Raw genomic sequence first — 26,205 nt, 5'->3', positions numbered from 1 at the left:
TACTAGTTTTTCCAGTTGGAAATGTCATTAGCAATATGTCCAATTTTTCTTGCTACTTCTGCACGATGAGCATCTCCAGTCTCAATTACAAGAGTATCACCACTTCTAATTAACGTATCACCATGTGGGATTGTTTGTTTTTCTCCACGTTGAATTGCCACTAATAAGCATTCTTTAGGCCATGTTATATCTCTAACTTGTTTGTCTTGTAAATATGAACCTGCAAATACAGGAATTTCTAATTGATCTGTAAACTCATCTAGATGTGGTGTATAACGTTTAAGAGATTTTTCTAACAATGTTTCGTAAATTGGGCGTCCACGTAATAAATCAACAACTGTATATGCTGTTAGTGATACGGCTGCTAATGGCATTAAATGATGCAAAGAACCTACCATTTCGGTAATTAAGAGAATCGCCGTAAATGGTGCTTTCCCTATACAAGCAAAATAACCTGCCATGGCATAAATAATACAGTCAACAATATATTTATCTGGCAATAAACCAAAATGAGCTGCAACAACTCCATATAAAGCTCCTAAAGTAGCTCCAATTGTCAAAATAGGCAAGAAAATTCCACCAGGCAATCCACTACCGTAAGATAAAGTAGAAAATAGTAATCTTAATAAGAAAATACCTAAAAGTAGCCATACCGTCGGAATATTACCACCTATTTCAAGAATTAAACTATTACCTCCACCTAAAGTGTCTGGTAAAAAGTACCCTAAAGGAAATAATAATATTATGGGAATTATTGCTAACCAATTACTAGGGATAAATTTAAATAGTTTATAAAATCTATCGACATTTAAAGTTAAGTATTGATAAACATACCCTAAGAGTCCTAAAAAAATTCCCAATAATACTAGATGGATATAATAATGAATGGGAAAAGCTAATTTATAAGACATATGTAATACTGGTGTTAAACCAAAAAAATTTAAAGAAACAAAATTAGCTGCAATTGCCGCTGCTAAAGAAGTTGTCCAAACTAATGGAGAAAAATTATGATAAACCTCTTCAAGAATAAATAATGTTGATGCAATTGGTGCATTAAAAGCTGCAGATAATCCTGCTGAAGCTCCTCCAGCAATTAAAATTCTTCTACCAGAACCGCGATGATTTGTTCTTTCAGCTATCCCCTGTCCTACTGCTGCTCCTAATTGAATTGATGGACCTTCACGCCCTAAAAATAGGCCTATTCCGATACTTAAAATTCCACCAACCCATTTACGCCAAAGAACAGACCACCAGTTCATTTCCAATTCTCCAGCAAGTTGTCCTTCGACTTGGGGAATACCTGATCCCTTAATATTTGGTTCATCCTTAATGAATTTTGAATTAGCTATTAAAGATACTAACATTATAATTGCTAAAATTATAAAATAGATTGAATTATTATGGGCTTGCATAAACAAAAACTTGATAAGTACTAAAAATTTTTCAATTAATAGTCGAAATAAACTAACTACAATTCCTACTGCCGCTCCAACTAATAATCCTTTAACTATAAATATAAATCTACTCGTATCAAATTTCATTTTAATTCCCTTCAAAATAAAAATTTAATAATGTTATAAATTTAATTATATACTATTTCAAATACAATCTAAATGCTTAATATTTCAACATCACCATAAAAAATACAGAATCAATCTATAAATTATAAATTGATCCTGTATTTTCTATATATTCTATTAAATCTATTACCATCTATTAATAATTTTTTACGTTATTTCCGACTCTTAATCTAACTAAATACACTATTACTAATATTGCTAAATTAAAAATTATCGCAATTAAAAATAAATTTCTATATCCAAAACCTTCAATAACCAATCCACCAAATAAAGGGGCGATTGCTCTTCCAGCACTTCCAAATGAATTAACTAAACCAAGATATTTACCTTTAACTTCATTTGGTGTCAGTTGATTAATAATAACTGGAACTTGAGGAAAAGCTAAAGCCTCTCCAAATGTCAGTAGGACCATTGCTACGACAAATAAATAATACTGTTTAGCAAAAAATAAAACTACAAAAGATAACGCAAAAGTAAATATACCAAAGTAAATTGGAAGATAATTATTCTTTATTAGATGTCTTAATCTAACAATAAAAATTTGAATTACCAATATTAGTCCTGCATTGATAGTCCATAAAACACTATAGTAACGAAATGGTATTCCTAAACTTGTAATATATACTGAAACATTACTTCCCCATTGTTGATACATTGTCCAAGTAACCAACAACATCGCAAATAAACTATAGATTAAATACATGTTTATTTTTGGTAAAACAACCTTAACTTTACTATGTTTATGGGTATTACCATGTATGTTTTCGTACTTCAATGCACGAAATCCTATCATTACAACTAACAAAAAGCCAAAACTAATTAGCATAGCAGCTATAAATGGCAACTTTATATTCCAATCATATAGGAAACCTACAGTTGAAGACCCAATAACAATTCCAAGATTTTGGATAAAATAAATCATATTAAACACATAATTACCGTCATATTTCTTCAATATCGCACCTAACGCACTTATTAGAGTTCCATTCCATCCTGCACTTAATCCTAAAAAGAATAGACAGATAGAAAACGGTAAAGCCTGGTGGAAAAATACTAAAACAACTAGGGATAAGGTTGTAACTCCTCCGCCTAATAACAATAAATAATATGGATTCAATTTATCAAATCCTAATCCACCAAATATATTTCCAATTACACTAGCCAAAGAATTAAAAAATAACACTAAGCCCACTAGTGCGAGTGAAATATGCAGATTGTCGTGCAAATAAACACTTGTTAATGGCCAAATAAAACTCATTTCAAAGCTAGTACAAAAAGAGCCTAGCAATACAGCGAATAAAGATATTTCTTTTTTCAAAAAATCTCCACCCCTCTACAAGAAAATACAGTCAAACCTCCTTGTTCAACTGTATCCTTAATTAATCTAAATTTTACTTAACTTATTTTTATTTGGAAAACGTAAAGTAAAGGTTGTCCCCTTTCCTTCCTTACTTTCAACAGTAACGCTTCCTTGATGTAATTGCATTAATTGATGAACAATAGATAATCCTAATCCAGATTCGCCATACTTGGTATTTTTTCTTGAAGGATCAGCTTTATAATATCGTTCCCAAATATTTCTTAATTGTTCTTCGTTCATACCAATTCCATTATCAGAGATGCGAATAATTGTTTCTTCATTTCCTTTTTCAGCAGAGATGCTAATTACACCATTTTCTGTAAATTGTATCGCATTTTGTGTAATATTAAAAATAATTTGAACTAACCTATCATAATCTGCATAAACCATTAATTTATCAGGTGTATACAATTCAAATTTATCTCCTACTTGTTCAGCTTTATTTCTTAATTGCTTAATAATATTATTTAAAACTTGAACAACATCAAACTCAGTTTTGGAAAGTTCAATTTGTCCAGATCTAATTTTTTCATAGTCTAAATTTTCATTTACTAATCTTATCAAACGTTTAGTTTCATTACGCATTAATTCAATACTTTTCTCTTTGCTTTCTTCAGGAATAGCATCATATGCCAAGCCTTCAAGCAACCCATTAATAGTAGTTAACGGTGTCCTCATTTCATGTGCTGCATCAGCAAAAAATTGGCGTCTACGTTCTTCTTGACGCTTTATTTCTTCATTTGATTCACGCAATGATTGTACCATTGAATTGAAGTCCAATGTTAATTTATCCAATTCACTGTCACCATTAGTATCTAAATGCACATCAAAATTTCCCGCAGCAACTAGATCTGTAGCATTTCTCAATCGAGCTATTTTTTTAGTTAAGAAATGGGCAATTATGATACTTAAAATAACTCCTACTAAAATTGCAAAGGCAACTGTCAAAACTACATTTCGTCTTATAATTTGTAGGTTCTGTGTGATATTAGATAAGTCTTCACCTACTTTAATAACAGCTACTAAATTTCCCTGATAATCAAAACAAGGGGCGTAAATATCCGTTATTTTAACATCCGACCCATCTACTTCACTCTTACTTTTTCTTGGTCTAAAGTCCTGTTTTCTCTTAACAACATTACCTGCTGTCAACTGTTTCCAATCAGCCTTACTAATACTTCTATTCTCACGAATGACTGAATTATCAGGATATAACACGTCTGTTCTACTTGTATAAATAGTAAAATGTGTGTTTTGTGCTGATAATAGTTTTTCTGTAGCTTTTAATTGTGAGACATTCAATACAATTATTGTCTTTCCGGCTTTATCTGTTGTCAATTTGAGAGCTTCTTTCCTTAAAGTATAAGCATAGCCTTGCATCTGTTGCCAGGCATTTTCATACGTCATTTCCTTAGTTAAATGAAAAAAGACCATCGCTAACGTTCCAGACAAAATAATTATAATAGACAAAAAAGCCAGCATTTGTTGATATATAAATTTCATTATTCTGCCTCTGTATCATCAAACTTATATCCAACACCCCACACAGTTTGTATAACTTGTGGACCAACTTTTTCAATTTTTTGTCTTAGCTTTTTAATATGTGCATCAACTGTTCTTTCATCACCATAGTATTCATAATCCCATACCAATTGCAATAATTGTTCTCTAGAGAATACTTGACGTGGTTTTTTTGCTAATACTCTTAACAAGTCAAATTCTTTTGGTGTTAGACCATCAATCCTATTGTCATTCAAGTAAGCTTCTCTAGTACTAGAATTTAGTTTAAAATGATCTGTTTTAACATCAAAATCATCATCTACCTTATTCTGTTTGCTGCTTCCTAATGCAGAAATTTGAGCACGACGATGAAGGGCTTTAATTCTTGCAATTAATGTTATTGGTGAAAATGGCTTCGAAACATACTCATCTGCTCCCATTTCTAAGCCTAAAATCTGATCACTTTCAGAATCTCTAGCAGTCAAAATTATGATTGGAACAGTACTTGAAATTTTTCTTATTTCAGCATTAACTTGCATTCCATCCATTCCAGGCAAATTCAAGTCAAGTGTGATCATATCCCACTCATCAGATTTTTCTTTAAATTTTTCTACTGCAGAAATACCATCATAAGCATATTCTACGTCCCATTTTTCTTTTTCAAAAAACATGGACATCATTTCACATACTGATTTGTTATCTTCAATCATTAGTAGTTTCATGTTTATTACCTCACTTACATTATAAGTAATATGCTACACTATCATTATTAAACTTTAAATAGGTAAGCTCATATTTTCAAAATTTACAGTATCTAAATTTGTCAAAGTCAAGCCCAATAGCCTAACATCTATATCTGTGTCTTGTACTTCTTCAAATAATTGTTTTCCATAAAAAACTATATTTTCTACATCATTAGGAATATAATCTTGAAGGGTAGTTCTCTTTGTTACCGTTTCAAAATCATTATTTCTAACTTTAATAACTAAAGTTTTTCCCCTAATTTGTCTACTTGTCGTTATACCTATAAGTTTTGTAGCTATCAATCTTAATTGACTATCAACCTCTTCAACTGTTTTTAAAGGTTGATCAAATGTCCGCTCCTTGCCAACAGATTTTCGTTCTCGTTTCCATTCAACTGGCCTCATATCTATACCACGTACACGCTGATATAATATATGTCCAATTTTACCAAATTTATTAATTAAGTCTATTTCTTTCTTATTGTATAAATCAATACCATAGTATATCCCTTCCTCATACATTTTAGGTAATGTTTTTTTACCTACGCCTCTAAATTTCTTAATTGGCATATTAAATAAAAAATCTTGTACATCATCTGGTGTCACAACTGTTATTCCAAATGGTTTAGAGTAATCAGATGCTAATTTAGCTAGAAATTTATTATACGAAACTCCTGTAGAACAAGTTAATTTAGTTTTTAAATAAATTTCTCTTTGAATTCTACAGGCAACTTCTACTGCTGATTTTATGCCTAACTTATTTTCTGTAATGTCAAGATATGCTTCATCTAGTGCTACATTTTCAATTTTATCAGTGTACTCATGAAATATTGTATGAATTTGACTGGATACTCGGCGATATTTAGTAAAATCAGGAGTTTTAAAAATTGCATGAGGACACTTATCTAATGCTTTTTGAGCACTCATTGCAGAATGAATTCCATATTTTCTAGCAACATAATTAGCGGTTGCTACAACTCCCTTTCCAGCAGTATGTTTAGGATTTCTAGCAATCACTAATGGCTTATTTAAGTACTCTGGATTATCTCTCATTTCAATAGAAGCATAAAATGCATCCATATCAATATGCAAAATTTTTCTCTCCATGTTAATATCACCGCCTTTAAAACGTACGTTCTATAAAATATAAAACAAAAAGAGATAATTACTTATCTCTTTAAATCATTTATATTATATAAGTTAATATTCAATTTAGCAAACAAAAAAAGAATGTGATTAATAATCACATTCTTTCTTAAGTCATAACAATTACTTGTTAATGATGTCTTGACGAGCTTGTTCACTCAAGTTGTAGAATGAGTTGATACCCTTGTACTTAGCAACCAAGTCTGTTAATTGATCTTCAATACGCATTAATTGGTTGTACTTAGCAAGACGGTCTGTACGGCTCATAGAACCAGTCTTAATTTGACCTGCATTTGTAGCAACAACTAAGTCAGCAATTGTTGTATCTTCAGTTTCACCAGAACGGTGTGAAACAATAGCTGTGTAGCCAGCTTCTTTAGCCATTTCGATAGCTTCCATTGTTTCTGTTAATGTACCGATTTGGTTAACCTTGATTAAGATAGAGTTTGCAGCACCCATCTTGATACCTTTACGTAGGTATTCTGTGTTTGTAACGAAGAAGTCGTCACCAACTAATTGAACTTTCTTACCAAGTTCAGAAGTAATTGTTACCCAGTCATCCCAGTTGTTTTCATCGATAGGATCTTCGATAGAAATAATTGGGTACTTAGCAACTAAGCCTTCAAGATATTTGATGAATTCTTCAGTTGTGAATTCTTCACCTGTTGACCAGCGTAACTTGTACTTCTTGGAATCATTGTCCCAAAGTTCAGAAGAAGCAACGTCAACAGCAATAGCAATATCCTTACCTGGCTTGTAACCTGCAGCTTCAATAGCTTTGATAAGGTATTCTAATGGTTCTTCGTTGTTTGCAAAGTCAGGAGCAAAACCACCTTCGTCACCAACGGATGTTACTTTACCATCAGCAGCTAATAATTTTTGTAAGTGATGGAATGTTTCTGAACCCATACGGATTGCTTCCTTAACTGTTGGAGCACCAACAGGCATAATCATAAATTCTTGGAAGTCAACCTTGTTATCAGAGTGAGCACCACCATTGATAACGTTCATCATAGGTGTTGGCAATACGTGAGCATTGAAACCACCAATGTAGTTGTACAATGGAACTTGTAATTCGTCAGCAGCTGCACGAGCAACAGCAATAGAAACTGCTAAGATTGCGTTAGCACCTAACTTACCTTTATTTGGTGTACCATCTAAAGCAATCATTGCTTTATCGATAGCAACTTGATCAGTAACTTCGTAACCAACGATTTCCTTAGCAATAATATCATTAACGTTAGCAACAGCTTTTGTTACACCTTTACCCATGTAACGATCTTTGTCACCATCGCGTAATTCAACAGCTTCATGTTCACCTGTAGATGCACCAGAAGGAACGATTCCACGACCGAAACCACCATCTTGTGTATATACTTCAGCTTCAACTGTTGGGTTACCACGTGAATCTAAAACTTCGCGTGCATAAATTTCTGTAATTGCAGACATTAAATTACACTCCTTTGAGTTTATAAAAATTAACTGAGAATTCCTTCTCTAATAGATATTTTAAGGGTTTTTACTAAATTATTCAATTACTTATGAATAATTTATCCTAAAAACTAGTTTTTGTAGTTTACTAATTGTAAGTATGAATCAGGAACTAATGAAGCTCCACCAACTAATCCACCATCAATGTTTTCTTTTGCCATTAATTCTTTAACGTTAGCTGGTTTTACAGAACCACCGTATTGTACACGTACTTTGTCAGCTACTGTTTCATCATATAAATCAGCAACTGTCTTACGAACTACTGCACAAATTTCTTCTGCTTGATCTGCAGTAGCTGTCTTACCTGTACCGATAGCCCAGATTGGTTCATAAGCGATAACTAAGCTTGCAACTTGTTCTGCGGAAAGATCCTTCAAAGCTGCTGTAACTTGGTTTGCTACCCATTCTTCAGCTTTTCCAGCTTCACGAGTTTCCAAAGATTCACCACAGCAAATGATTGGTGTTAAACCATTACGGAAGATAGCGTGAGCTTTCTTGTTAATATCTTCATCAGTTTCGTGGAAGTAATCACGACGTTCGGAATGACCGATAACAACGTAGTCTACTCCCATTTCCTTTAGTACTTTTGGTGATGTTTCACCTGTAAAAGCACCTTCATCTTCAAAGTAGCAGTTTTCAGCTGCAACTTTTAAATCAGAACCTTTTGCATTTTCAAGTAATGCTGGTAAGTCAACAGCAGGAGCTGCAATAACAGCTTCAACTTCAGATGCTGCTGGTAAATTATCCTTAACAGCTTTTACAAATTCTGCAGTTTGTTCTGGATTCATATTCATTTTCCAGTTACCTGCGATAATTGGTGTACGCACAATAAATCATCCTTTCAGAAATTAAACCTCAACCTAGTTTCTATAACTTAACTTAAATTACTTATCAGAAACTGCTGCGATACCAGGTAATGTCTTACCTTCTAGATATTCAAGGGAAGCACCACCACCAGTAGAAATGTGTGTTAACTTGTCAGCAACACCTAATTGTTGTACAGCAGCTGTAGAATCGCCACCACCAACAATTGTTGTAGCATCGCTTAAAGTACCTAAGAACTTACCTACTTCAAGTGTACCTTTTGCAAAGTTGCTCATTTCAAATACACCCATAGGTCCGTTCCATACAACTGTCTTAGCATCTTTCAAAGTATCTTCAAATAATTCAACAGATTTTGGTCCAATATCTAGAGCCATGTAACCATCTGGAATATCACCTTCAACAACTTCACTAGGTGCATCGTTGTTAAATTCTTTTGCACATACGTTGTCTACAGGTAATACTAGCTTATCGCCAGCTTTTTCCATAATTTCCTTAGCTAATTCGATCTTATCTTTTTCAACTAAAGAGTTACCGATTTTGATACCCTTAGCAGCGTAGAATGTATATGTCATACCACCACCAACGATAACTTTATCAGCTTTTCCTAATAAGTGGTTAATAACACCAATCTTATCAGAAACTTTAGCACCACCTAAGATAGCAACAAATGGGTGCTTTGGATTATCCACAGCGTTGCCTAAAAACTTGATTTCTTTTTCAAGTAAGTAACCTGCAGCAGCTTGCTTACCTTCAGCCTTCATAGCTTCAGAAATACCAACGTTAGAAGCATGTGAACGGTGAGCTGTACCAAATGCATCGTTTACGAATACATCACCTAATGATGCCCAGTACTTACCTAATTCTGGATCATTTCCAGATTCTTTCTTACCATCTAAGTCTTCAAAACGAGTATTTTCAACTAAAAGAACGTCGCCATCATTCATATTATTGATAGCATCTTCAAGTTGTGCTCCACGTGTAGCAGGAACAAATGTAACAGGCTTGTTTAATAATTCTGCAAGACGTTCTGCAACTGGACGTAAGGATAATTCTTTCTTATCTTCTTCCTTCTTAACACGTCCTAAGTGTGAGAATAAAATAGCCTTTCCATCGTGTTCAATAATGTAGTTAATTGTTGGTAAAGCAGCAACAATACGGTTGTCGTTACCAATTACTCCATTTTTAATAGGAACATTAAAGTCAACACGCATAAGAACTTTTTTACCTTTTACGTCTAAATCTGAAACAATAAGTTTAGCCATGATTTTAGTAAACCTCCAAAGTAGAATTAAAATAAAAGGCGGAAGGAGTAACCTCCTCCCGCCTCAGTAACTTGCATTGCAAATTAATTTTAGTAAAAACTAAAATTAGATCATGCTAGCAAATTTTTCTAATGTACGGATCATTTGAGATGTGAAACCGTATTCGTTGTCGTACCATGCAACAACTTTAACAACTTGGCCGTCACCCTTACCAACAACTTGTGTTTGAGTTGGGTCAAATACAGAACCAAATGTTGTACCGATAATGTCAGAAGAAACAATGCCATCTGCGTTGTAACCGAATGATGGGTTGTTTTCTGTAACTTTCTTAACTGCTTCGTTAACTTCTTCAGCTGTAACTTCTTTGTCAAGAGTTGCAACTAATTCTGTTAAGGAACCTGTAATTACAGGAACACGTTGTGCATGTCCATCTAACTTACCGTTCAATTCTGGAACAACTAAACCGATAGCTTTTGCAGCACCAGTTGAGTGAGGAATTGTGTTTTGAGCAGCAGCACGAGCGTTACGAACGTTACCCTTGCGATCTGGACCATCTTGTAATTTTTGTGTAGCTGTGTAAGCATGGATTGTTGTCATTGTACCAGCTTTGATACCAAATGCATCGTTAACAGCCTTTGCAAGTGGTGCCAAGCAGTTTGTTGTACATGAAGCAGCAGAAACAATCTTGTCATCAGCTGTGATTGCATCGTCGTTTACACCGTAAACGATTGTTGTCATGTCACCTGCAGGAGCAGAAACTAATACACGTTTTGCACCAGCTTCAAGGTGAGCAGATGCCTTTTCTTTAGATGTGTAGAAACCTGTTGATTCAAGAACTAAGTCTACGCCATCGTTCTTAACCCAAGGAATGTTCTTAGCATCAGCTTCAGCATAAACAGGAATTTCCTTACCATTTACGATAAGTGCGTTGTCTGTAGCAGAAACTTCACCGTCAAATTGACCATGAGCTGTATCATATTTCAATAAGTGTGCTAACATTGCTGGAGATGTTAAGTCGTTGATAGCAACAACTTCCAAGTCCTTAGATGTTTCAGCAATACGACGGAATGCTAAACGACCGATACGGCCAAAACCATTAATACCTACTTTAGTTGTCATAACTAAAATTTCCTCCTTTAGGAAATGAAAATTTTATTTTATTTTAAAAGGTAATAGAATTACTACCCTTTTAAAATCATCTTAGCAGCTCCTTCGTCAGTAATCAAGTATGTTTTCTCAGGAGCGTTCTTCATGTATGCTGCTATTGCTCGTGCTTTAGAACTACCACCAGCAACAGCGATTATACAATCCATATTCGCGAGATCTTCAAGTTGCAATCCAATTCTAGGAATCTTGTAAACAACTTTCCCCTTATCGTCAAAGAAATAACCAAAAGTCTCAGACACAGCCTTACGCTCTTTTAGCATTGCTACCACATTTTTAGGCATCGAACGTCTCTCTGCCATACTAATTGCTTCACCTATACTATGAACAGCAGCATTACTCTGTCTAATTAAATTCACAACTTCTTGTACTACGGGTTCATTAAGAAGCGGACGATAAGTATCTTCGCTAACCTGTTCAGGCACATATAATGTCCTGTGATTACCACCAGTTTTTTCAGCCATTAAGCCACATACATTATTCGCCTGAATATCTAACCTTTCGCCTATACCACCACGGGCAGGCACGAAAGTCAAATCTCTATCTACTGCAATTTCGGAAGTCAAACAGGTAGCAACTTTAGCCATCGTAGTACCACCCATTGCAGCAATGACATTTTTACCCTTAGGCAATTCCTTACCTAGGATATCATTTACTAACTTGCCCATGTCCTCAATAATCAAAGGCTGTCTATCACTATCTCCCGAAACAATTAAACAGTTTCTTATACCTAGGTATCGAGATAATTCTTTCTCCATTTGTTGTAACCCTAATAAAGAGTCCATCAACTTGGAAAGGCCTTGTATTGTTCTTTTACCTTTAGCAGTCAAAATCATACCAGACTTTGTTGAAGCAATTAATTCTTGCTTCCTTAAATAATCTGTTTCAGTCCGCAAAACTCGTTCACTCATGCCCAAGGTTTGTGCTAATACTCTTCTGCCAACTGGTTCAGACCAATCAATATTTCTTAAGATAATGAATCTTTTCCTCAGAACATCAATTAAATCCGGAACGATTGACTCAATCAACTCTACTTCCTCGCGCATTTTATGTCCTCTTTCTTGCGGGACTCTTGACGTCCAACAGTGTCATCGAGCGACCCAGTTAAGTTAAAAAGAAAAAGTACAACAACAATTAATTAACCATTAAACTGTTCTTATACCTCAACTACATTTGTAGTATATCAATATTCTTTAAATTTTGCAAGCCTTTAAACTCTCTAATTTGAGCGTTTCTTTATAAATTCTTTAAATCTTAATTAAATTAACTTTTCTATAAATAATATCGAAATATTCAGAATTTTTATTTCTAAATTTCATTTTGTAATGATAAAATCCGAACATTATTTATAATAAAATAAAAAGCCAGCTCAACCCTGAACCAGCTTAAAAATTAATTATATGCCGTCTCGGAGTCGAACCGAGATTACAAGAACCGGAATCTTGTGTGATATCCATTACACTAACAGCACAAATTAAATAACGTTATTGATTTTACTTCATATAAACTTTAAAAGCAATAAAATTATTTTCATTTAATTAAGGCTTTAAATTTGACCATTATTGACCTTTGTACTAAACTAGCAATATAAGAGCTTGAATGCTAAAATTATTCAAGAATATAAATTTTATTTAGGAGGTTTCTCTTATGAATTTAGTGCCTACAGTTATTGAACAATCTTCACAAGGTGAACGTGCTTATGATATTTATTCACGTTTATTAAAAGATAGAATTATTATGGTATCTGGTGAAGTCAATGATGACATGGCTAATGCTATCATCGCCCAACTTCTATTTTTAGATGCTCAAGATTCTGAAAAAGATATTTATATGTACATTAATTCTCCTGGTGGTTCTGTTTCTGCTGGTTTAGCAATCTACGATACAATGAATTTCGTTAATGCTGATGTTCAAACTATCGTTATGGGTATGGCTGCATCTATGGCTTCTGTCCTTGCAACAGCTGGTACCAAAGGTAAACGTTTTGCTCTACCTAATTCTGAAATTATGATTCATCAACCATTAGGTGGTGCTCAAGGACAATCAACTGAAATTCAAATTGCTGCTGAACACATTCTTAAGACTCGCAAGTTAATTAATCAAATCTTAGCTGACGGTTCTGGTCAAGATATTGAAACTATCAATAAAGATACTGAACGTGACAATTTCATGACTGCTCAACAAGCTGTAGATTATGGTTTGATTGATGGTATTATGAAGAATAAGAAGAAGATTAAATAATTAATACATTATAAAAAAGTTCCTAGACCATAAAATCTAGGAACTTTTTTTATAGTACCGCAATACTTTCACCAGCGCGTATTTTTTCGGCAATTTCATTTAATTTTCTCAACCTATGATTTATACCAGATTTAGAAATTGGTCCTCCAGGTATAAGTTCACCCAAATTCTTTAAGCTTTCTTCTGGATGCCCCAATCTCGCTATTGCTACTTCTTGTAATTTCTGTGGTAATTTATCAATTCCCACCTTAGCATCAATCAACTTAATATTATCAATTTGCTTTTTAGAAGCATCTGCGATTTTATTAAGATTAGCAGTTTCACAATTCACAATACGATTAACTGAATTTCTCATATCCCTAACAATTCTAATATCTTCAAATTTCAGCATAGCATTCGTTGCACCTATCAAAGATAAAAAGTCTGCTATTTTCTCAGCTTCTTTTAGATAAGTAATATAACCACTTCTTCTCTCTGTTTTCCTTGCATTTAATCCATATCTATTCATCATTTCACATATTGTATCATTATGATCTTCATATAGTGAGTAAATTTCTAAATGATATCTACTTGTTTCAGGATTATTAACAGAACCAGTTGCTAAAAATGCCCCACGTAAATATGATCTTACCTTGGCATCGTCATCCAAAAATTCTAAAGGAACAGTTTCTTTAATCTGAAAATTATCTAGTATATCTAAATCCTTTAAAATTTCATTTGTTCCAGTTTTTAAACGTACAATATAAAAATTATTCTTCTTCAATTTCATCTTTCGACGAACGATCAATTCACTCTCTATATCGTAAAACTGCTTTAATAATCGGTAGATACGCCTAGCAATAGCTGGATTTTCTGTTTGAACACTTAAAACAAATTGCTTATTAACAATACTCAATGAGCCATTCATCCTTATTAGTGCCATCAATTCAGCCTTAGCATTACCAAAATGAACCTCAAGCATTGTAAGTTCTTTTTTTACATCACTAGCGTATGACATTCCTCCACCTCTATTCTATACTCTAATTAAATTCATCGTCGTTCCATGACTTGGGTCTTCCAGTAAGCCTCATCAGTTCATCTACAACCTGATCTCCATTATGGAAAATTCCTCTATCACGCATTAATAAGAAGTTATCTGAAATAACTCTTGTTCCTTGTTCACGTAAACCTGAAAAATCATGTTTTACTTGATATAAGTATTCGTCGTATTTTTGTCTGTCTAAATAATCGCTAGGCACATTTTCAGTATTTACCAACACTGTGTCAATAAAGTTTTTACCTAAATGACTATTCAAAACTTTAACATGATCTGCATCTGAAAAATGTTCAGTTTCACCCTTTTGAGTCATGATGTTACAAATATATATAACCTCAGCCTTAGTTTCACAAACTGCACGACCCACATTTTCAATCATTAAATTAGGCAAGATACTAGTAAATAGACTTCCTGGCCCTAATACAATCTGATCAGCATTCATAATGGCATCAATTACTTCTGGCATCGCCTCTGGTTTACCTTCACCATTTGTTGTAACCCATACTTTTTTTATGGTTTTTCCAGCTGCTGAAATTTCTGCTTCACCAGAGATTTCACTACCATCAGTAAATTCTGCATTCAATACTAACGGAGTATTAGCAGCCGGATAGACATGTCCATCTACTTTCATTAATTCAGATAACTCTTGCACTGCATTAAAAATTCCTCTATTTTCCATTTCAGATAGTGCAGCTATTATAAGATTTCCAATTGCATGCCCTGAAAAGAACTGATCTTTAGAATTAAATCTGTACTGAAATATATCTTTATATACATCTGGTAGATCAGATAAAGCAACTAATACATTTCTAATATCTCCAGGCGGAACTACGTTAATATAATCTCTGATAATTCCGGAAGATCCTCCATCATCAGCAACTGTAACAACAGCAGTAATGTCAGCATCTCTCTTACGTAAACCATTTAAAATAACAGGAAGGCCAGTACCTCCACCTATGACAACAATTTTAGGTGTATTTCTTGTTTGTTGTTTCATGAGCGATTCACCGTCTCCTTTCGTTTATTCATATCACGATGTGACATATGAACAGGATACTCTTTAGATAATTCATTACCTATTCTTTCAGCTAATGCCACTGAGCGATGTTGCCCCCCTGTACATCCAATTGCAATTGTTACATTAGATTTCCCTTCTGCAATATAGCCTGGAATTACGTATTTTAGAAGAGATACAAATTTTTGATAAAATTCTTCTGTTTTCTCAGATTTCATCACATATTCGTATACAGCGTCATCCTTACCAGTTTTATTTCGCAATTCCGGTACATAGTAAGGATTAGGTAAGAAACGTACATCCATAACAATATCTGCATCTATAGGTAGTCCATATTTAAAACCAAATGACATAATTTCGATATGAAAAGTTTTGGTATCTCTAGATTCAAAATTCTTAAATATCTCTTCTCTTAGTTGACGTGGAGATAACTTAGAGGTATCAATAATGATTTGAGCATTTGACTTAATTGGTGCCAATAGTTCTCTTTCTAAATGAATTCCGTCTAAAATTCTTCCCTCCATAGCCAACGGATGAGATCTTCTAGTTTCTTTATATCTAGCAACTAGTTCTTCATCTGAAGCATCTAAAAACAATATTCTAGAAGAATTGAATTCATTTTCATCTAATTCTCTCACCATTTCTACAATTTCATCATAGAAAGCACGAGATCTTAAATCTACTACTAATGCTATTTTCGTTATTTTCCCAGATTCCTTAACCAATTCATAAAATTTAGGCAATAATTTAGGAGGCATATTATCCACACAAAAATAACCTAAATCTTCAAAACTCTGTACAGCTACTGTTTTCCCAGCACCACTCATTCCGGTAACTATTACTAATTGCAATGCACTCATGAACATCGCCTCAACTTTCTTATCCTTTTTAATCATTTTACCATTATATCATATCCGGGCGTGTCTTTAAAAAAATAAAAATATTCCTACATATATTTTAATTATAATTCTTTCCTTTTCACAAGAAATGACCCGCAATCCAAAGTCATCTTGCCTTTAGATATACGGGTCAAATCCGACACTCTAAATGTCTTTTAATGCTGTTTCAATTGGGTTATCTCCACTACACATCATAATAACTTTACCAATCGTATTGTTATATTTGATTACCTCTGCCAATACTTTAGCAACATCTGGAATTGGATTAGTATTACTTATTATTTCATTAAAAGATACTCTTCCAGTACCTGTTTCTTCAGTTAGTGATGCTGGCTGAACAACTGTATAGTCCAATTTGGTATCATTAACTAAATAATTATCTGCAAAGAATTTTGCGATATTATAATCAGTCAACGCTGCCAATGATTCATATTGTGCCCATTTTTCAGGCTGTAAAGCATACAAAGAACTCAACATTATATATCTTTTAACACCAACGTTCTCAGCTGCTTGTATCGTTTTGACAGCTCCCATTGCATCCGTTTGTAGCAAATCTTTACCTCTAGATCCAGCTACAAAGTAAATAACATCCATACCTTTAAAAACTTCAGACCAAGCACTAACATCACTATGCAAATCCAACTTAACTGGAACAACATTATCTAACTTAATAATTTTCTCAGGATGACGTGAACTTGCAGATACTTGATTACCATCATTAATTAAATTCTTAATTAGTTCTGATGCCACTCTACCAGAGCCACCAACTACAAATATCTTAGCCATGAAACATCCTCCTAACAAAAAAAATTAAATAACTTTTCTTTCAAATGGATCAGTTGAAATGCCATCAGTCAAAATCTTCTTACACCATTCTTGAGCAGAAAATAGAGAATGGTCTCTATAATTACCACAACTCTTAATATCTGTTCCTTGAACATCTTCCCAACTAGCATTAATAATGTCATTTAAAGATGCCTTTAAAGCTGTTGCAACTTCAGTAGTATCATGTTCACCCCACATAATTAAATGGAAACCTGTACGACATCCAAAAGGTGAGCAATCAATAACTCCATCCATATGATCACGCAAATATCCTGCCAACATATGTTCAATTGTATGCAATCCAGCTGTTGGAATTGCATTTTCATTTGGTTGAACAAATCTTAAATCAAAATTTGAAATCTTATCTCCTTTTGCACCTGTTTCAACAGTAATTAAACGTACATATGGAGCCTTAACAGCTGTATGATCTAATGTAAAACTTTCTACCTTAGCCATCTTAACACTTCCTATATAAAAAATATCAATTTCAATTTCTACTCTATCATTTTTATTTAAAATTGCAAATTATAACTATGCATAATGATCAGGTACCAGCACTTCTTTTAAGTACTTACCAGTATAGCTATCATTAACTTTTATAACTTCTTCTGGTGTTCCGGTAGCTACTATTTGACCGCCACCATCTCCACCTTCAGGACCTAAATCAATTAAATAATCTGCAGTCTTTATAATATCTAAATTATGCTCAATTACAAGAACAGTATTTCCCTTATCAACTAATCTTTGCAGAACTTCTAATAGTCTCTTAATATCTTCTGAATGTAACCCCGTTGTAGGTTCATCTAAAATATAAAAAGTTTTTCCATTAGACTTTTTATGAAGTTCTGAAGCTAATTTCATTCTTTGTGCTTCACCACCAGATAAAGTTGTTGCTGGTTGTCCTAATTTCACATAACCTAAACCAACATCTACAATCGTTTGTAATTTCCGTTTAATTTTAGGAATTGGTTCAAAAAATGTTAAAGCTTCAGATACAGTCATATTTAAAATATCAGCAATATTTTTATCTTTATACTCTACCTCTAAAGTTTCAGAATTATAGCGTGTACCATGACACACTTCACAAGGAACATAAACATCTGGTAAAAAGTTCATTTCAATCTTTATAATTCCATCGCCTTTACATGCCTCACATCTTCCACCCTTAATATTAAAGCTAAATCTTCCTTTGCCATATCCTCTCAATTTAGCCTGATTAGTTTGAGCAAATAGTCCTCTAATATCATCGAATACACCGGTATATGTAGCCGGATTACTTCTAGGAGTACGTCCAATTGGTGTTTGATCTATATCAATAATTTTTTCGATATTTTCGACACCTTCAATTTTTTGATATTTACCTGGTTTTTCAGAATTATGATTAAGTTTTTGAGCCAAGGCACGCTTTAAAATCATGTTTACCAATGTTGATTTCCCAGAACCAGATACACCGGTAACAGCTATAAATTCACCTAGTGGGAAACTAACATCTATATTTTTCAAATTATTCTCCGAAGCACCCTTAACTACTATCTTCTTTCCATTTCCTTTTCGTCGTTCATTTGGGATTGCAATATACTTCTTACCTGACAAATATTGTCCAGTTAAAGAATTTTTCTTTTTTTCTACTTGTTTTGGGGTTCCAGCAGCTATAACTTGTCCACCATTCTCGCCAGCACCTGGACCAATATCAATTAAATAATCTGCTGCTCTCATAGTATCTTCATCGTGTTCTACAACAATTAGTGTATTACCTAAATCACGCATTTTTTTCAGTGAAGCAATCAATCTATCATTATCTCTTTGATGGAGACCAATTGATGGTTCATCTAAAACATACATTACGCCCGATAAATTTGATCCAATTTGTGTAGCTAAACGAATTCTTTGGGCTTCTCCACCTGATAGTGTACGTGCCGAACGACTAAGTGTTAAGTAATCTAAACCTACATTCTTTAAAAATGTTAACCTATCGTCAATTTCTTTTAGAATCGGTCTGGCAATCTCTTGATTTTGTTCACTAAATGTTAGATTTTCAAAGAAATTCAAGCTTTCATTAATAGGAAAATCTGACACTTCACCAATATGTTTACCTGCTATTTTTACAGATAATGCTTGTTCATTTAAACGATATCCATGACATGTTTGACAAGTTAAACTAGTCATGTATTGACGCATAACATCTCTTGTAAAATCACTATTTGTTTCTCTATAACGTCTTTCAACATTTGGAATAACACCTTCAAATGTTGTATCAATATCCTTCAAACCACCGAAGTCACTTTCAAATTTAAGATGAAATTCTCTATCTCCAGCTCCATACAATATAATTTTTTTATCTTTGTCTGGTAAATCTTTAAATGGAGTATCCATATCAATACCAAATGCCTCACATGCTTGTTGCAACATCGTTGGGTAGTACTTAGAACTGATAGGATTCCATGGTGCAAGTGCACCTTCATTTAAAGTTTTTGTATCGTCTGGTATTACCAAATCTTTATCTACTTCTAATTTCACACCTATACCATCACAATCAGGACATGCTCCAAATGGTGCGTTAAAAGAAAATATACGTGGTTCTAATTCTCCAATGGTAAAACCACAATATGGACATGAGAAATTCTCAGAAAATTGCAACATCTTATCACCAATTACATCAACTGCAACATTGCCGTTAGTTAATCTTAAAGCGGCTTCTAGTGAATCAAACAATCTTGATCGAATACCATCTTTCAATACAATTCGATCTACTACAACACTTATATCATGCTTTTTATTTTTATCTAACTCTATTTCTTCTTCAACATCATGGATTTCACCATCAACAATAATGCGTACAAATCCATCTTTTTTTACTTTTTCAATAATTTTCTTATGTTGCCCTTTTTTTCCTCGTACAATTGGAGCTAGAATTTGTAATTTAGTTCTTTCTGGCAATTCTAATATCTTATCTACCATTTGTTCTGGAGATTGACTTGTTATTTCATGACCATCATTAGGACAAATAGGTGTTCCGACTCTTGCCCATAATAATCGTAAAAAATCATTGATTTCAGTAACTGTTCCTACTGTCGATCTTGGGTTTTTGGAAGTTGTCTTTTGATCAATTGAAATTGCTGGAGATAATCCATCAATCGAATCAACATCTGGTTTATCCATTTGTCCCAAGAATTGACGTGCATATGCTGAGAGACTCTCTACATATCTTCGTTGTCCTTCAGCATATAAAGTATCAAATGCTAATGAACTTTTACCTGAACCAGATAAACCAGTAACTACTACCAACTTATCTTTAGGTATATCGACATCTATATTTTTTAAATTATGTGCCCTTGCTCCGCGAATTTTTATTTTATTTTGAGCCAAATTATATACCCTTCTTCCTTAACTAATCTGTGCTTTCAATTCCATTACAGTATCTCTTAATGTTGCAGCTTCTTCAAAATCTAACTTCTTAGCAGCCTCACGCATTTGTTCTTCTAGATTAGAAATCATTTCTAATTGTTCCTTCTTACTCATATCAGCAAAATCTACTGTATCACTGATATTTGTGTCTGATTTATTAACTTTTGAACTTATAGAAATAGCTGCTCTAATTGGTTTAATAATTGTTTTAGGAATAATATTATGATCTTTATTATATTGTTCTTGGATACTACGACGTCTCTTAGTTTCCTTGATGGCTGCTTCCATAGAAGGTGTTACATCGTCAGCATACATAATTACATGACCACTTGCATTACGAGCAGCACGTCCAATCGTCTGAATTAAAGAGCGTTCATTTCGTAAAAAGCCTTCTTTATCAGCATCTAAAATTGCTACCAATGAAACTTCAGGTACATCTATTCCTTCTCTCAAAAGATTAATACCTACTAAAACATCGAATTTTCCCATTCTTAAGTCTCGAACAATCTCAGTTCTTTCTAATGTTTTTATATCAGAGTGTAAGTATTTAACTTTTATTCCCATTTCTTTGAAATAATCAGTTAAATCTTCAGCCATTTTCTTAGTTAACGTTGTGACAAATACTCTTTCATTAAGTTCAACCCGTTTATTGATTTCTCCAACTAAGTCATCCATTTGTCCCATAATAGGACGAACTTCAATTTCTGGATCCAATAATCCAGTTGGTCGAATAATCTGTTGTACAACATGTGATGTTTTTTCTTGTTCATAAGGCCCTGGTGTCGCTGACATGTAAATTATTTGATTTACATGTTTTTCAAATTCTTCTCTAGTTAATGGACGATTATCTAAAGCACTAGGTAATCTAAATCCATAATCTACCAGCATTTGCTTTCTAGCTCTATCCCCATTATACATACCTCTAACTTGAGGCATCGTTACATGTGATTCATCTACTACAATCAAGAAATCATCTGGGAAGAAATCTAATAAAGTATAAGGTGCTTCTCCTGGCTTTCTACCATCCATATGTCTTGAATAATTTTCAATTCCAGAACAATATCCCATTTCCTTTAGCATTTCAATATCATATGTGGTTCTTTGCTGTAATCGCTGAGCTTCTAAAAGTTTTCCTTCACTTTTTAATTCAGCCGTTCTTTCTTCTAATTCTTGTTGAATTCCCTCAATAGCTGTTCCTAATCTTTCTTCATTTGTCATAAAGTGAGTAGCAGGGAAAATAGCGATGTGTTCTCTATCAGCGATAGTTTCTCCAGTCAATGGGTCAATTTCTCTAATTCTATCAATTTCATCGCCAAAAAATTCTACTCGTAATGCTGACTCATCTCTTGAAGCTGGAAAGATTTCAACAACATCTCCACGAACTCTGAAACGTCCACGTTGAAAGTCGATGTCATTTCGTTCAAATTGAATATCAATTAAATCATTTAATAATTTATTACGCTCAATTTCTTGTCCAACTCTTAATGAAATTGTGTGTTCTCTATATTCATGGGGATCACCTAACCCAAAGATTGATGAAACAGAAGCCACAACAATTACATCATTTCTTTCTAATAATGAACTTGTAGCAGAATGACGAAGTTTATCTATTTCATCATTAATACTTGAATCTTTTTCAATATAAGTATCGCTAGAAGGAACATAAGCTTCTGGTTGATAATAGTCATAGTAACTAACAAAATATTCCACTGCATTATTAGGAAAGAATTCTTTAAATTCCCCATATAATTGTCCTGCCAACGTCTTATTATGTGCTAAAACTAAAGTTGGTTTATTAACATTCTTTATTACGTTAGAAATTGTAAAAGTTTTACCAGTACCTGTCGCTCCCATTAAAATTTGAGCTTTTTCACCTTTTTTAATTCCTTCTGTTAATTCTTGTATTGCTTCCGGCTGGTCTCCAGTTGGGCTATACTTAGAAACTAATTCAAAATTTCTATCTGCTTGACGCTCAATCACATCGAACCCTCCCAATCATAAAAATTGCATATATATTGTACCACACCGAACAAGAAATTCTACTACTACTACTTAGTTTAGAATTAATAAAAACGTCTTACTACTAATTTTTATCAGTAATAAGACGTTTCTCTAAACTAATTTCTATTTATTATTCATTTACAAAATTGTTAATTTCTTCTTCAAAGACTGCACGTTTCTTTGTTGCTACTTCTAAGGTATCGCCTAAAGTACCAATGTAGAATTTGATCTTTGGTTCTGTACCAGAAGGACGAATAGCAATCCATGTACCGTCTTCCAATAAGAATTTTAATACATTAGACTTAGGTAGAGTCATTGCTTCGACTTTTCCGTCAGCATAACTCTTTTCAGATTTATCAAAATCTTCCATTGCAACAACTTTATAATCACCAAATTGTTTTGGTGCTTCAGCTCTAAATTTAGCCATTAAGTCTTTAATCTTATTAGCACCTTCAACCCCATCAAAAGTTAATGATGTTGTCTTTTCAACAAAGTAACCATGCTTTTCAAATAATTCTTGAAGACCATCGTATAGATTCTTACCTTGTTTCTTATAGAAAGCAGCCACTTCTGCTAACATTACAAGTGATTGTACAGCATCTTTATCACGAACAAATGGACGAACCAAATATCCATAACTTTCTTCAAATCCAAACATAAATGTATGTTCATTTGTATCTTCAAAATGCTTAATTTGTTCAGCAATAAATTTGAATCCAGTTAAAACATTGATCATATCTACGTTAAAACTTTCAGCAATCTTTGTAGCAAATTCACTTGATACAATTGATTTAACTGCTGCTGCATTAGCTGGTAAAGTACCTGCATTCTTTCTAGCAGTTAAAATGTAGTTTAACATAATTGTTGCAATTTGGTTACCTGTTAATAATTGATATTCACCATCTGGTTGACGCACAGCTGCTCCCAAACGGTCAGCATCAGGGTCAACAGCAACTAATAAATCTGCACCTTCTTCTTTACCTAATTTAATAGCTAAATCAAAGGCTGCTGTATCTTCTGGATTTGGCTTCTTAACTGTTGAGAAATCAGGATCTGGCTTAGCTTGTTCTGGAACCATTGTAAAGTTTTCAAAACCTGCTTGACGCAAAGCTTTTTCACCTAACATAGCTCCTGTACCATGAAGTGGTGTAAAGATAAGTTTCATTGTCTTACCTTCTTCAGCAACTAGTTCTTGATTAATAGTAACTTGTTTTACTTCATCTAAGTATGCTTTATCAACTTCGTCACCAATTACCTTAAGAACACCATCTTCTATTAGTTCTTCTTGATCTGCAACTTTAATTGCAAATAGATCATCTACTTTACGAATATATTTAGTAATCAAATCTGATTCTTTAGGAGGCATTTGTGCCCCATCTTCACCATAAATCTTATATCCGTTGTATTGCTTTGGATTGTGACTTGCAGTAATCATAATCCCTGCATAAGTATGTAAGTGACGTACTGTGAATGATAATTCAGGTGTTGGACGTAAACTTTCAAAAACAAATGTTGGAATACCATGTTGTCCTAATACTCTAGCAGATTCAAAAGCAAAATCTTGTGAATGGTGACGTGAATCGTAACTAATAGCTACACCACGTTTTCTTGTTTCTTCATCAAGAGTTTCCATGAAAAGAGCTAAACCTTCAGTAGCTTGACGAACAGTATAAATGTTCATACGATTAATTCCTGCACCTAAAACCCCACGCATACCAGCTGTACCAAATTCTAATGGTGCATAGAATGCATCTTCAAGTTCATCTTGATTTCCTTCCATACGTACTAAATCTGCACGTAAATCTTCAACTAATTCTTTATTTTCTTTCCAGTCTTGGTAAGTATCTTGCCAACTCATGAAAATCACCCTTCCATTAACATATATCTATATTATACTATAGAATAGCAAATTTTTTTAATTAATTATTATTCTGTATACCATTTCAACAACGGATCATTGTATCTTCTGTAAAAGATTGCTGCGATGGCACTAATAAATAGAATTAAAGATAACCATTGTGATACTCTTAAACTCCCCAACATTAAGCTATCAGTTCTCATTCCTTCAATAAAGAAACGACCAAATGAATACCAAATTATGTAAGACAGAACAACTTCTCCACTTTTTAATAATTTCTTCTGTCTTCTCAAAATAATTAAAACAACGAATCCACTAATATCCCATAGAGACTCATAAAGAAACGTAGGTTGATAATATGTTCCATCTATATACATCTGGTTAATTATAAACTTAGGTAGATGTAACGATTTTAAAAAACCTAATGTCGTTGCAACACCATGAGCTTCTTGATTCATGAAATTTCCCCAACGTCCTATGCCTTGTGCCAATATAACTGTTGGGGCAATCACATCAAGTAAAGTCCAAGTTGGAATATTGCGACGACGACAAAAGATCAAGATAACTATAACTGCACCTATTAGTGCACCATAAATAGCAATTCCACCGTCCCAAATACGATAAGTCTCACTTAAATGATGAGAATAATATGACCATTCAAAAACTACATAGTAAATTCGGGCACAGATAATTGCTACTGGCAGAGAATACAACAATAAATCATAGATATCATCATCTAAGATATTTTGTTTCCTTCCCTCTAAAACAGATAAATATACTGCCAGAATAACTGCACTAGCAATAATTATTCCATACCATCTAATTTGAAATGGACCTAATTGTAAGGCAACCGGATTAATTACTCCTAAAAAATTCATTAATCTTTACACCTCTAATTTTCTGAATTCTCTTTAATTAAATTGTTAAGATTTCTCTCAAATGCTTTAGTTGCATCATATCCCATTGTTTTTGCACGGAAATTCATCGCTGCGGCTTCAATAATAATAGCTAAATTTCGTCCAATTTTTACTGGAATAGTAATTTTAGGAACTGATACATCAAAAATTTGTTGACTTTGTTCTCCTGAACCTAAACGATCAAATTGTTTATCTTTACTCCAATTTTCAAGATGAACAATCAATGATATATCTGTGTCTTGTCTAACAGCACCAGCACCGAATAAATTCATGACATCAATGATTCCAATTCCTCTAATTTCTAATAAATGACGCAAAATTTGTGGTGCTTCACCAACAACAGTTTGTTCGTCTTGTTGCCACACTTCGACTCTATCATCAGCTATTAAACGGTGCCCACGTTTTATTAATTCAAGTGCAGTTTCTGATTTACCTACACCTGAATCTCCAGTAATTAGGACACCTAAGCCATAAATATCTACTAGTACTCCATGCATTGCTCTTCGCTCAGCTAACTTTCCTTCAAGATAATCCGTCATTTTTGATGACAATCTTGTTGTTGGTAAGCTAGATAATAAAATCGGAATATTATTGGCTTTCGCTGATTTTTCTAATTCTGCTGGTACCTTTAGATCCCTAGCAATTACTAAACAAGGTGTCTTTGAAGCACATAATTTTTCCGCAACATCCTGCAAATCTTTTTTAGTCAATTGATGAGCGTATGAGACTTCTGTCATTCCAAATAACTGGATACGTTCTTCTGGATAATATTCAAAATATCCTGTAAGTTCTAAACCAGGACGATAGATATCACTTGTAGTAATCTGCTTTTCTTCTAAATATTCTTCTCCAGAATAAACGGTTAAGTTAATAGCTTCTACCAAGTTAGCTACTGAAACACTATTCATTATCTTCCCTCCATTCAGAAGTAAATAAC

The 26,205-nt window shown here is 33.5% G+C and carries 21 protein-coding genes; 1 reads left to right on the top strand and 20 read right to left on the bottom strand.

Going from position 1 to position 26,205, the window contains the following annotated elements; genetic code table 11:
* Nucleotides 1-2 precede the first annotated feature (2 nt).
* The 10 genes from NOU10_RS00545 to NOU10_RS00500 form a co-directional block, all read right to left on the bottom strand.
* The gene (locus NOU10_RS00545) at nucleotides 3-1,541 is read right to left on the bottom strand and encodes a ClC family H(+)/Cl(-) exchange transporter (protein ID WP_255905751.1); all 1,539 of its coding nucleotides are present in this window, start codon (nucleotides 1,539-1,541) and stop codon (nucleotides 3-5) included.
* A gap of 175 nt (nucleotides 1,542-1,716) precedes the next feature.
* Nucleotides 1,717-2,898: an MFS transporter gene (locus tag NOU10_RS00540; protein ID WP_201898698.1), complete on the bottom strand. Its 1,182-nt coding sequence runs from the start codon at nucleotides 2,896-2,898 to the stop codon at nucleotides 1,717-1,719.
* A 66-nt stretch (nucleotides 2,899-2,964) separates the two neighbouring features.
* Nucleotides 2,965-4,443: a HAMP domain-containing sensor histidine kinase gene (locus NOU10_RS00535; RefSeq protein WP_255905750.1), complete on the bottom strand. Its 1,479-nt coding sequence runs from the start codon at nucleotides 4,441-4,443 to the stop codon at nucleotides 2,965-2,967.
* Nucleotides 4,443-5,162: a response regulator transcription factor gene (locus NOU10_RS00530; protein WP_011476194.1), complete on the bottom strand. Its 720-nt coding sequence runs from the start codon at nucleotides 5,160-5,162 to the stop codon at nucleotides 4,443-4,445. Before NOU10_RS00530 ends, NOU10_RS00535 begins: the two co-directional genes overlap by 1 nt.
* Before the next feature lie 54 nt (nucleotides 5,163-5,216).
* A complete protein-coding gene (gene dinB / locus NOU10_RS00525; RefSeq protein ID WP_255905749.1) occupies nucleotides 5,217-6,290 on the bottom strand; it encodes a DNA polymerase IV in 1,074 nt (357 codons plus the stop codon).
* 162 nt (nucleotides 6,291-6,452) lie between these two features.
* A complete protein-coding gene (gene eno / locus NOU10_RS00520; RefSeq protein ID WP_003700615.1) occupies nucleotides 6,453-7,778 on the bottom strand; it encodes a phosphopyruvate hydratase in 1,326 nt (441 codons plus the stop codon).
* 113 nt (nucleotides 7,779-7,891) lie between these two features.
* Complete coding sequence (gene tpiA / locus NOU10_RS00515) at nucleotides 7,892-8,647, bottom strand: triose-phosphate isomerase (RefSeq protein ID WP_003700616.1); 756 nt, start codon at nucleotides 8,645-8,647, stop codon at nucleotides 7,892-7,894.
* A 57-nt stretch (nucleotides 8,648-8,704) separates the two neighbouring features.
* Entirely contained in the window at nucleotides 8,705-9,907 is a 1,203-nt protein-coding gene (gene pgk, locus NOU10_RS00510) for a phosphoglycerate kinase (RefSeq protein WP_161022552.1), read from the bottom strand.
* A 105-nt stretch (nucleotides 9,908-10,012) separates the two neighbouring features.
* Nucleotides 10,013-11,026 carry a type I glyceraldehyde-3-phosphate dehydrogenase gene (gene gap, locus NOU10_RS00505; protein ID WP_003700619.1) on the bottom strand — a complete coding sequence of 338 codons (1,014 nt, stop codon included), beginning with the start codon at nucleotides 11,024-11,026 and terminating at the stop codon, nucleotides 10,013-10,015.
* Nucleotides 11,027-11,088: 62 nt separating this feature from the next.
* Nucleotides 11,089-12,117 carry a sugar-binding transcriptional regulator gene (locus tag NOU10_RS00500; RefSeq protein WP_003706553.1) on the bottom strand — a complete coding sequence of 343 codons (1,029 nt, stop codon included), beginning with the start codon at nucleotides 12,115-12,117 and terminating at the stop codon, nucleotides 11,089-11,091.
* A 601-nt stretch (nucleotides 12,118-12,718) separates the two neighbouring features.
* On the opposite strand from NOU10_RS00500, the gene clpP reads away from it, so the two are divergent.
* Nucleotides 12,719-13,312 carry an ATP-dependent Clp endopeptidase proteolytic subunit ClpP gene (gene clpP / locus NOU10_RS00495; RefSeq protein WP_003700621.1) on the top strand — a complete coding sequence of 198 codons (594 nt, stop codon included), beginning with the start codon at nucleotides 12,719-12,721 and terminating at the stop codon, nucleotides 13,310-13,312.
* Nucleotides 13,313-13,361: 49 nt separating this feature from the next.
* Here the strand turns inward: clpP and whiA are convergent, their stop codons facing one another.
* From whiA to hprK, 10 genes are all read right to left on the bottom strand, one after another.
* Entirely contained in the window at nucleotides 13,362-14,309 is a 948-nt protein-coding gene (gene whiA / locus NOU10_RS00490; protein WP_003700622.1) for a DNA-binding protein WhiA, read from the bottom strand.
* 22 nt (nucleotides 14,310-14,331) lie between these two features.
* Nucleotides 14,332-15,345: a YvcK family protein gene (gene yvcK / locus NOU10_RS00485; RefSeq protein ID WP_003710476.1), complete on the bottom strand. Its 1,014-nt coding sequence runs from the start codon at nucleotides 15,343-15,345 to the stop codon at nucleotides 14,332-14,334.
* Complete coding sequence (gene rapZ, locus NOU10_RS00480) at nucleotides 15,342-16,223, bottom strand: RNase adapter RapZ (protein WP_305119779.1); 882 nt, start codon at nucleotides 16,221-16,223, stop codon at nucleotides 15,342-15,344. The genes yvcK and rapZ overlap by 4 nt, the downstream gene beginning before the upstream one ends.
* A 183-nt stretch (nucleotides 16,224-16,406) precedes the next feature.
* On the bottom strand, nucleotides 16,407-17,048 hold the full coding sequence (locus NOU10_RS00475) for an NAD(P)H-binding protein (RefSeq protein WP_255905747.1): 642 nt from the start codon (nucleotides 17,046-17,048) through the stop codon (nucleotides 16,407-16,409).
* A 24-nt stretch (nucleotides 17,049-17,072) separates the two neighbouring features.
* Nucleotides 17,073-17,543, bottom strand: a complete 471-nt coding sequence (locus NOU10_RS00470; RefSeq protein WP_255905746.1) for an S-ribosylhomocysteine lyase — start codon at nucleotides 17,541-17,543, stop codon at nucleotides 17,073-17,075.
* Nucleotides 17,544-17,618: 75 nt separating this feature from the next.
* Nucleotides 17,619-20,453 carry an excinuclease ABC subunit UvrA gene (uvrA, locus tag NOU10_RS00465; protein ID WP_255905745.1) on the bottom strand — a complete coding sequence of 945 codons (2,835 nt, stop codon included), beginning with the start codon at nucleotides 20,451-20,453 and terminating at the stop codon, nucleotides 17,619-17,621.
* 18 nt (nucleotides 20,454-20,471) lie between these two features.
* The gene (uvrB, locus tag NOU10_RS00460) at nucleotides 20,472-22,472 is read right to left on the bottom strand and encodes an excinuclease ABC subunit UvrB (protein ID WP_049165113.1); all 2,001 of its coding nucleotides are present in this window, start codon (nucleotides 22,470-22,472) and stop codon (nucleotides 20,472-20,474) included.
* A 151-nt stretch (nucleotides 22,473-22,623) separates the two neighbouring features.
* Complete coding sequence (locus NOU10_RS00455; RefSeq protein WP_255905744.1) at nucleotides 22,624-24,351, bottom strand: phospho-sugar mutase; 1,728 nt, start codon at nucleotides 24,349-24,351, stop codon at nucleotides 22,624-22,626.
* A 68-nt stretch (nucleotides 24,352-24,419) separates the two neighbouring features.
* Nucleotides 24,420-25,229, bottom strand: coding sequence for a prolipoprotein diacylglyceryl transferase (gene lgt, locus NOU10_RS00450; RefSeq protein WP_003700630.1), 810 nt, complete (start codon nucleotides 25,227-25,229; stop codon nucleotides 24,420-24,422).
* A 14-nt stretch (nucleotides 25,230-25,243) separates the two neighbouring features.
* A complete protein-coding gene (gene hprK / locus NOU10_RS00445; RefSeq protein WP_034982337.1) occupies nucleotides 25,244-26,179 on the bottom strand; it encodes an HPr(Ser) kinase/phosphatase in 936 nt (311 codons plus the stop codon).
* Between the last annotated feature and the right edge of the window lie 26 nt (nucleotides 26,180-26,205).

It is taken from the genome of Ligilactobacillus sp. MP3 (genome assembly GCF_024436335.1).
Taxonomy (GTDB): domain Bacteria; phylum Bacillota; class Bacilli; order Lactobacillales; family Lactobacillaceae; genus Ligilactobacillus; species Ligilactobacillus salivarius.
This window is presented reverse-complemented; position numbering and strand designations above follow the sequence as displayed.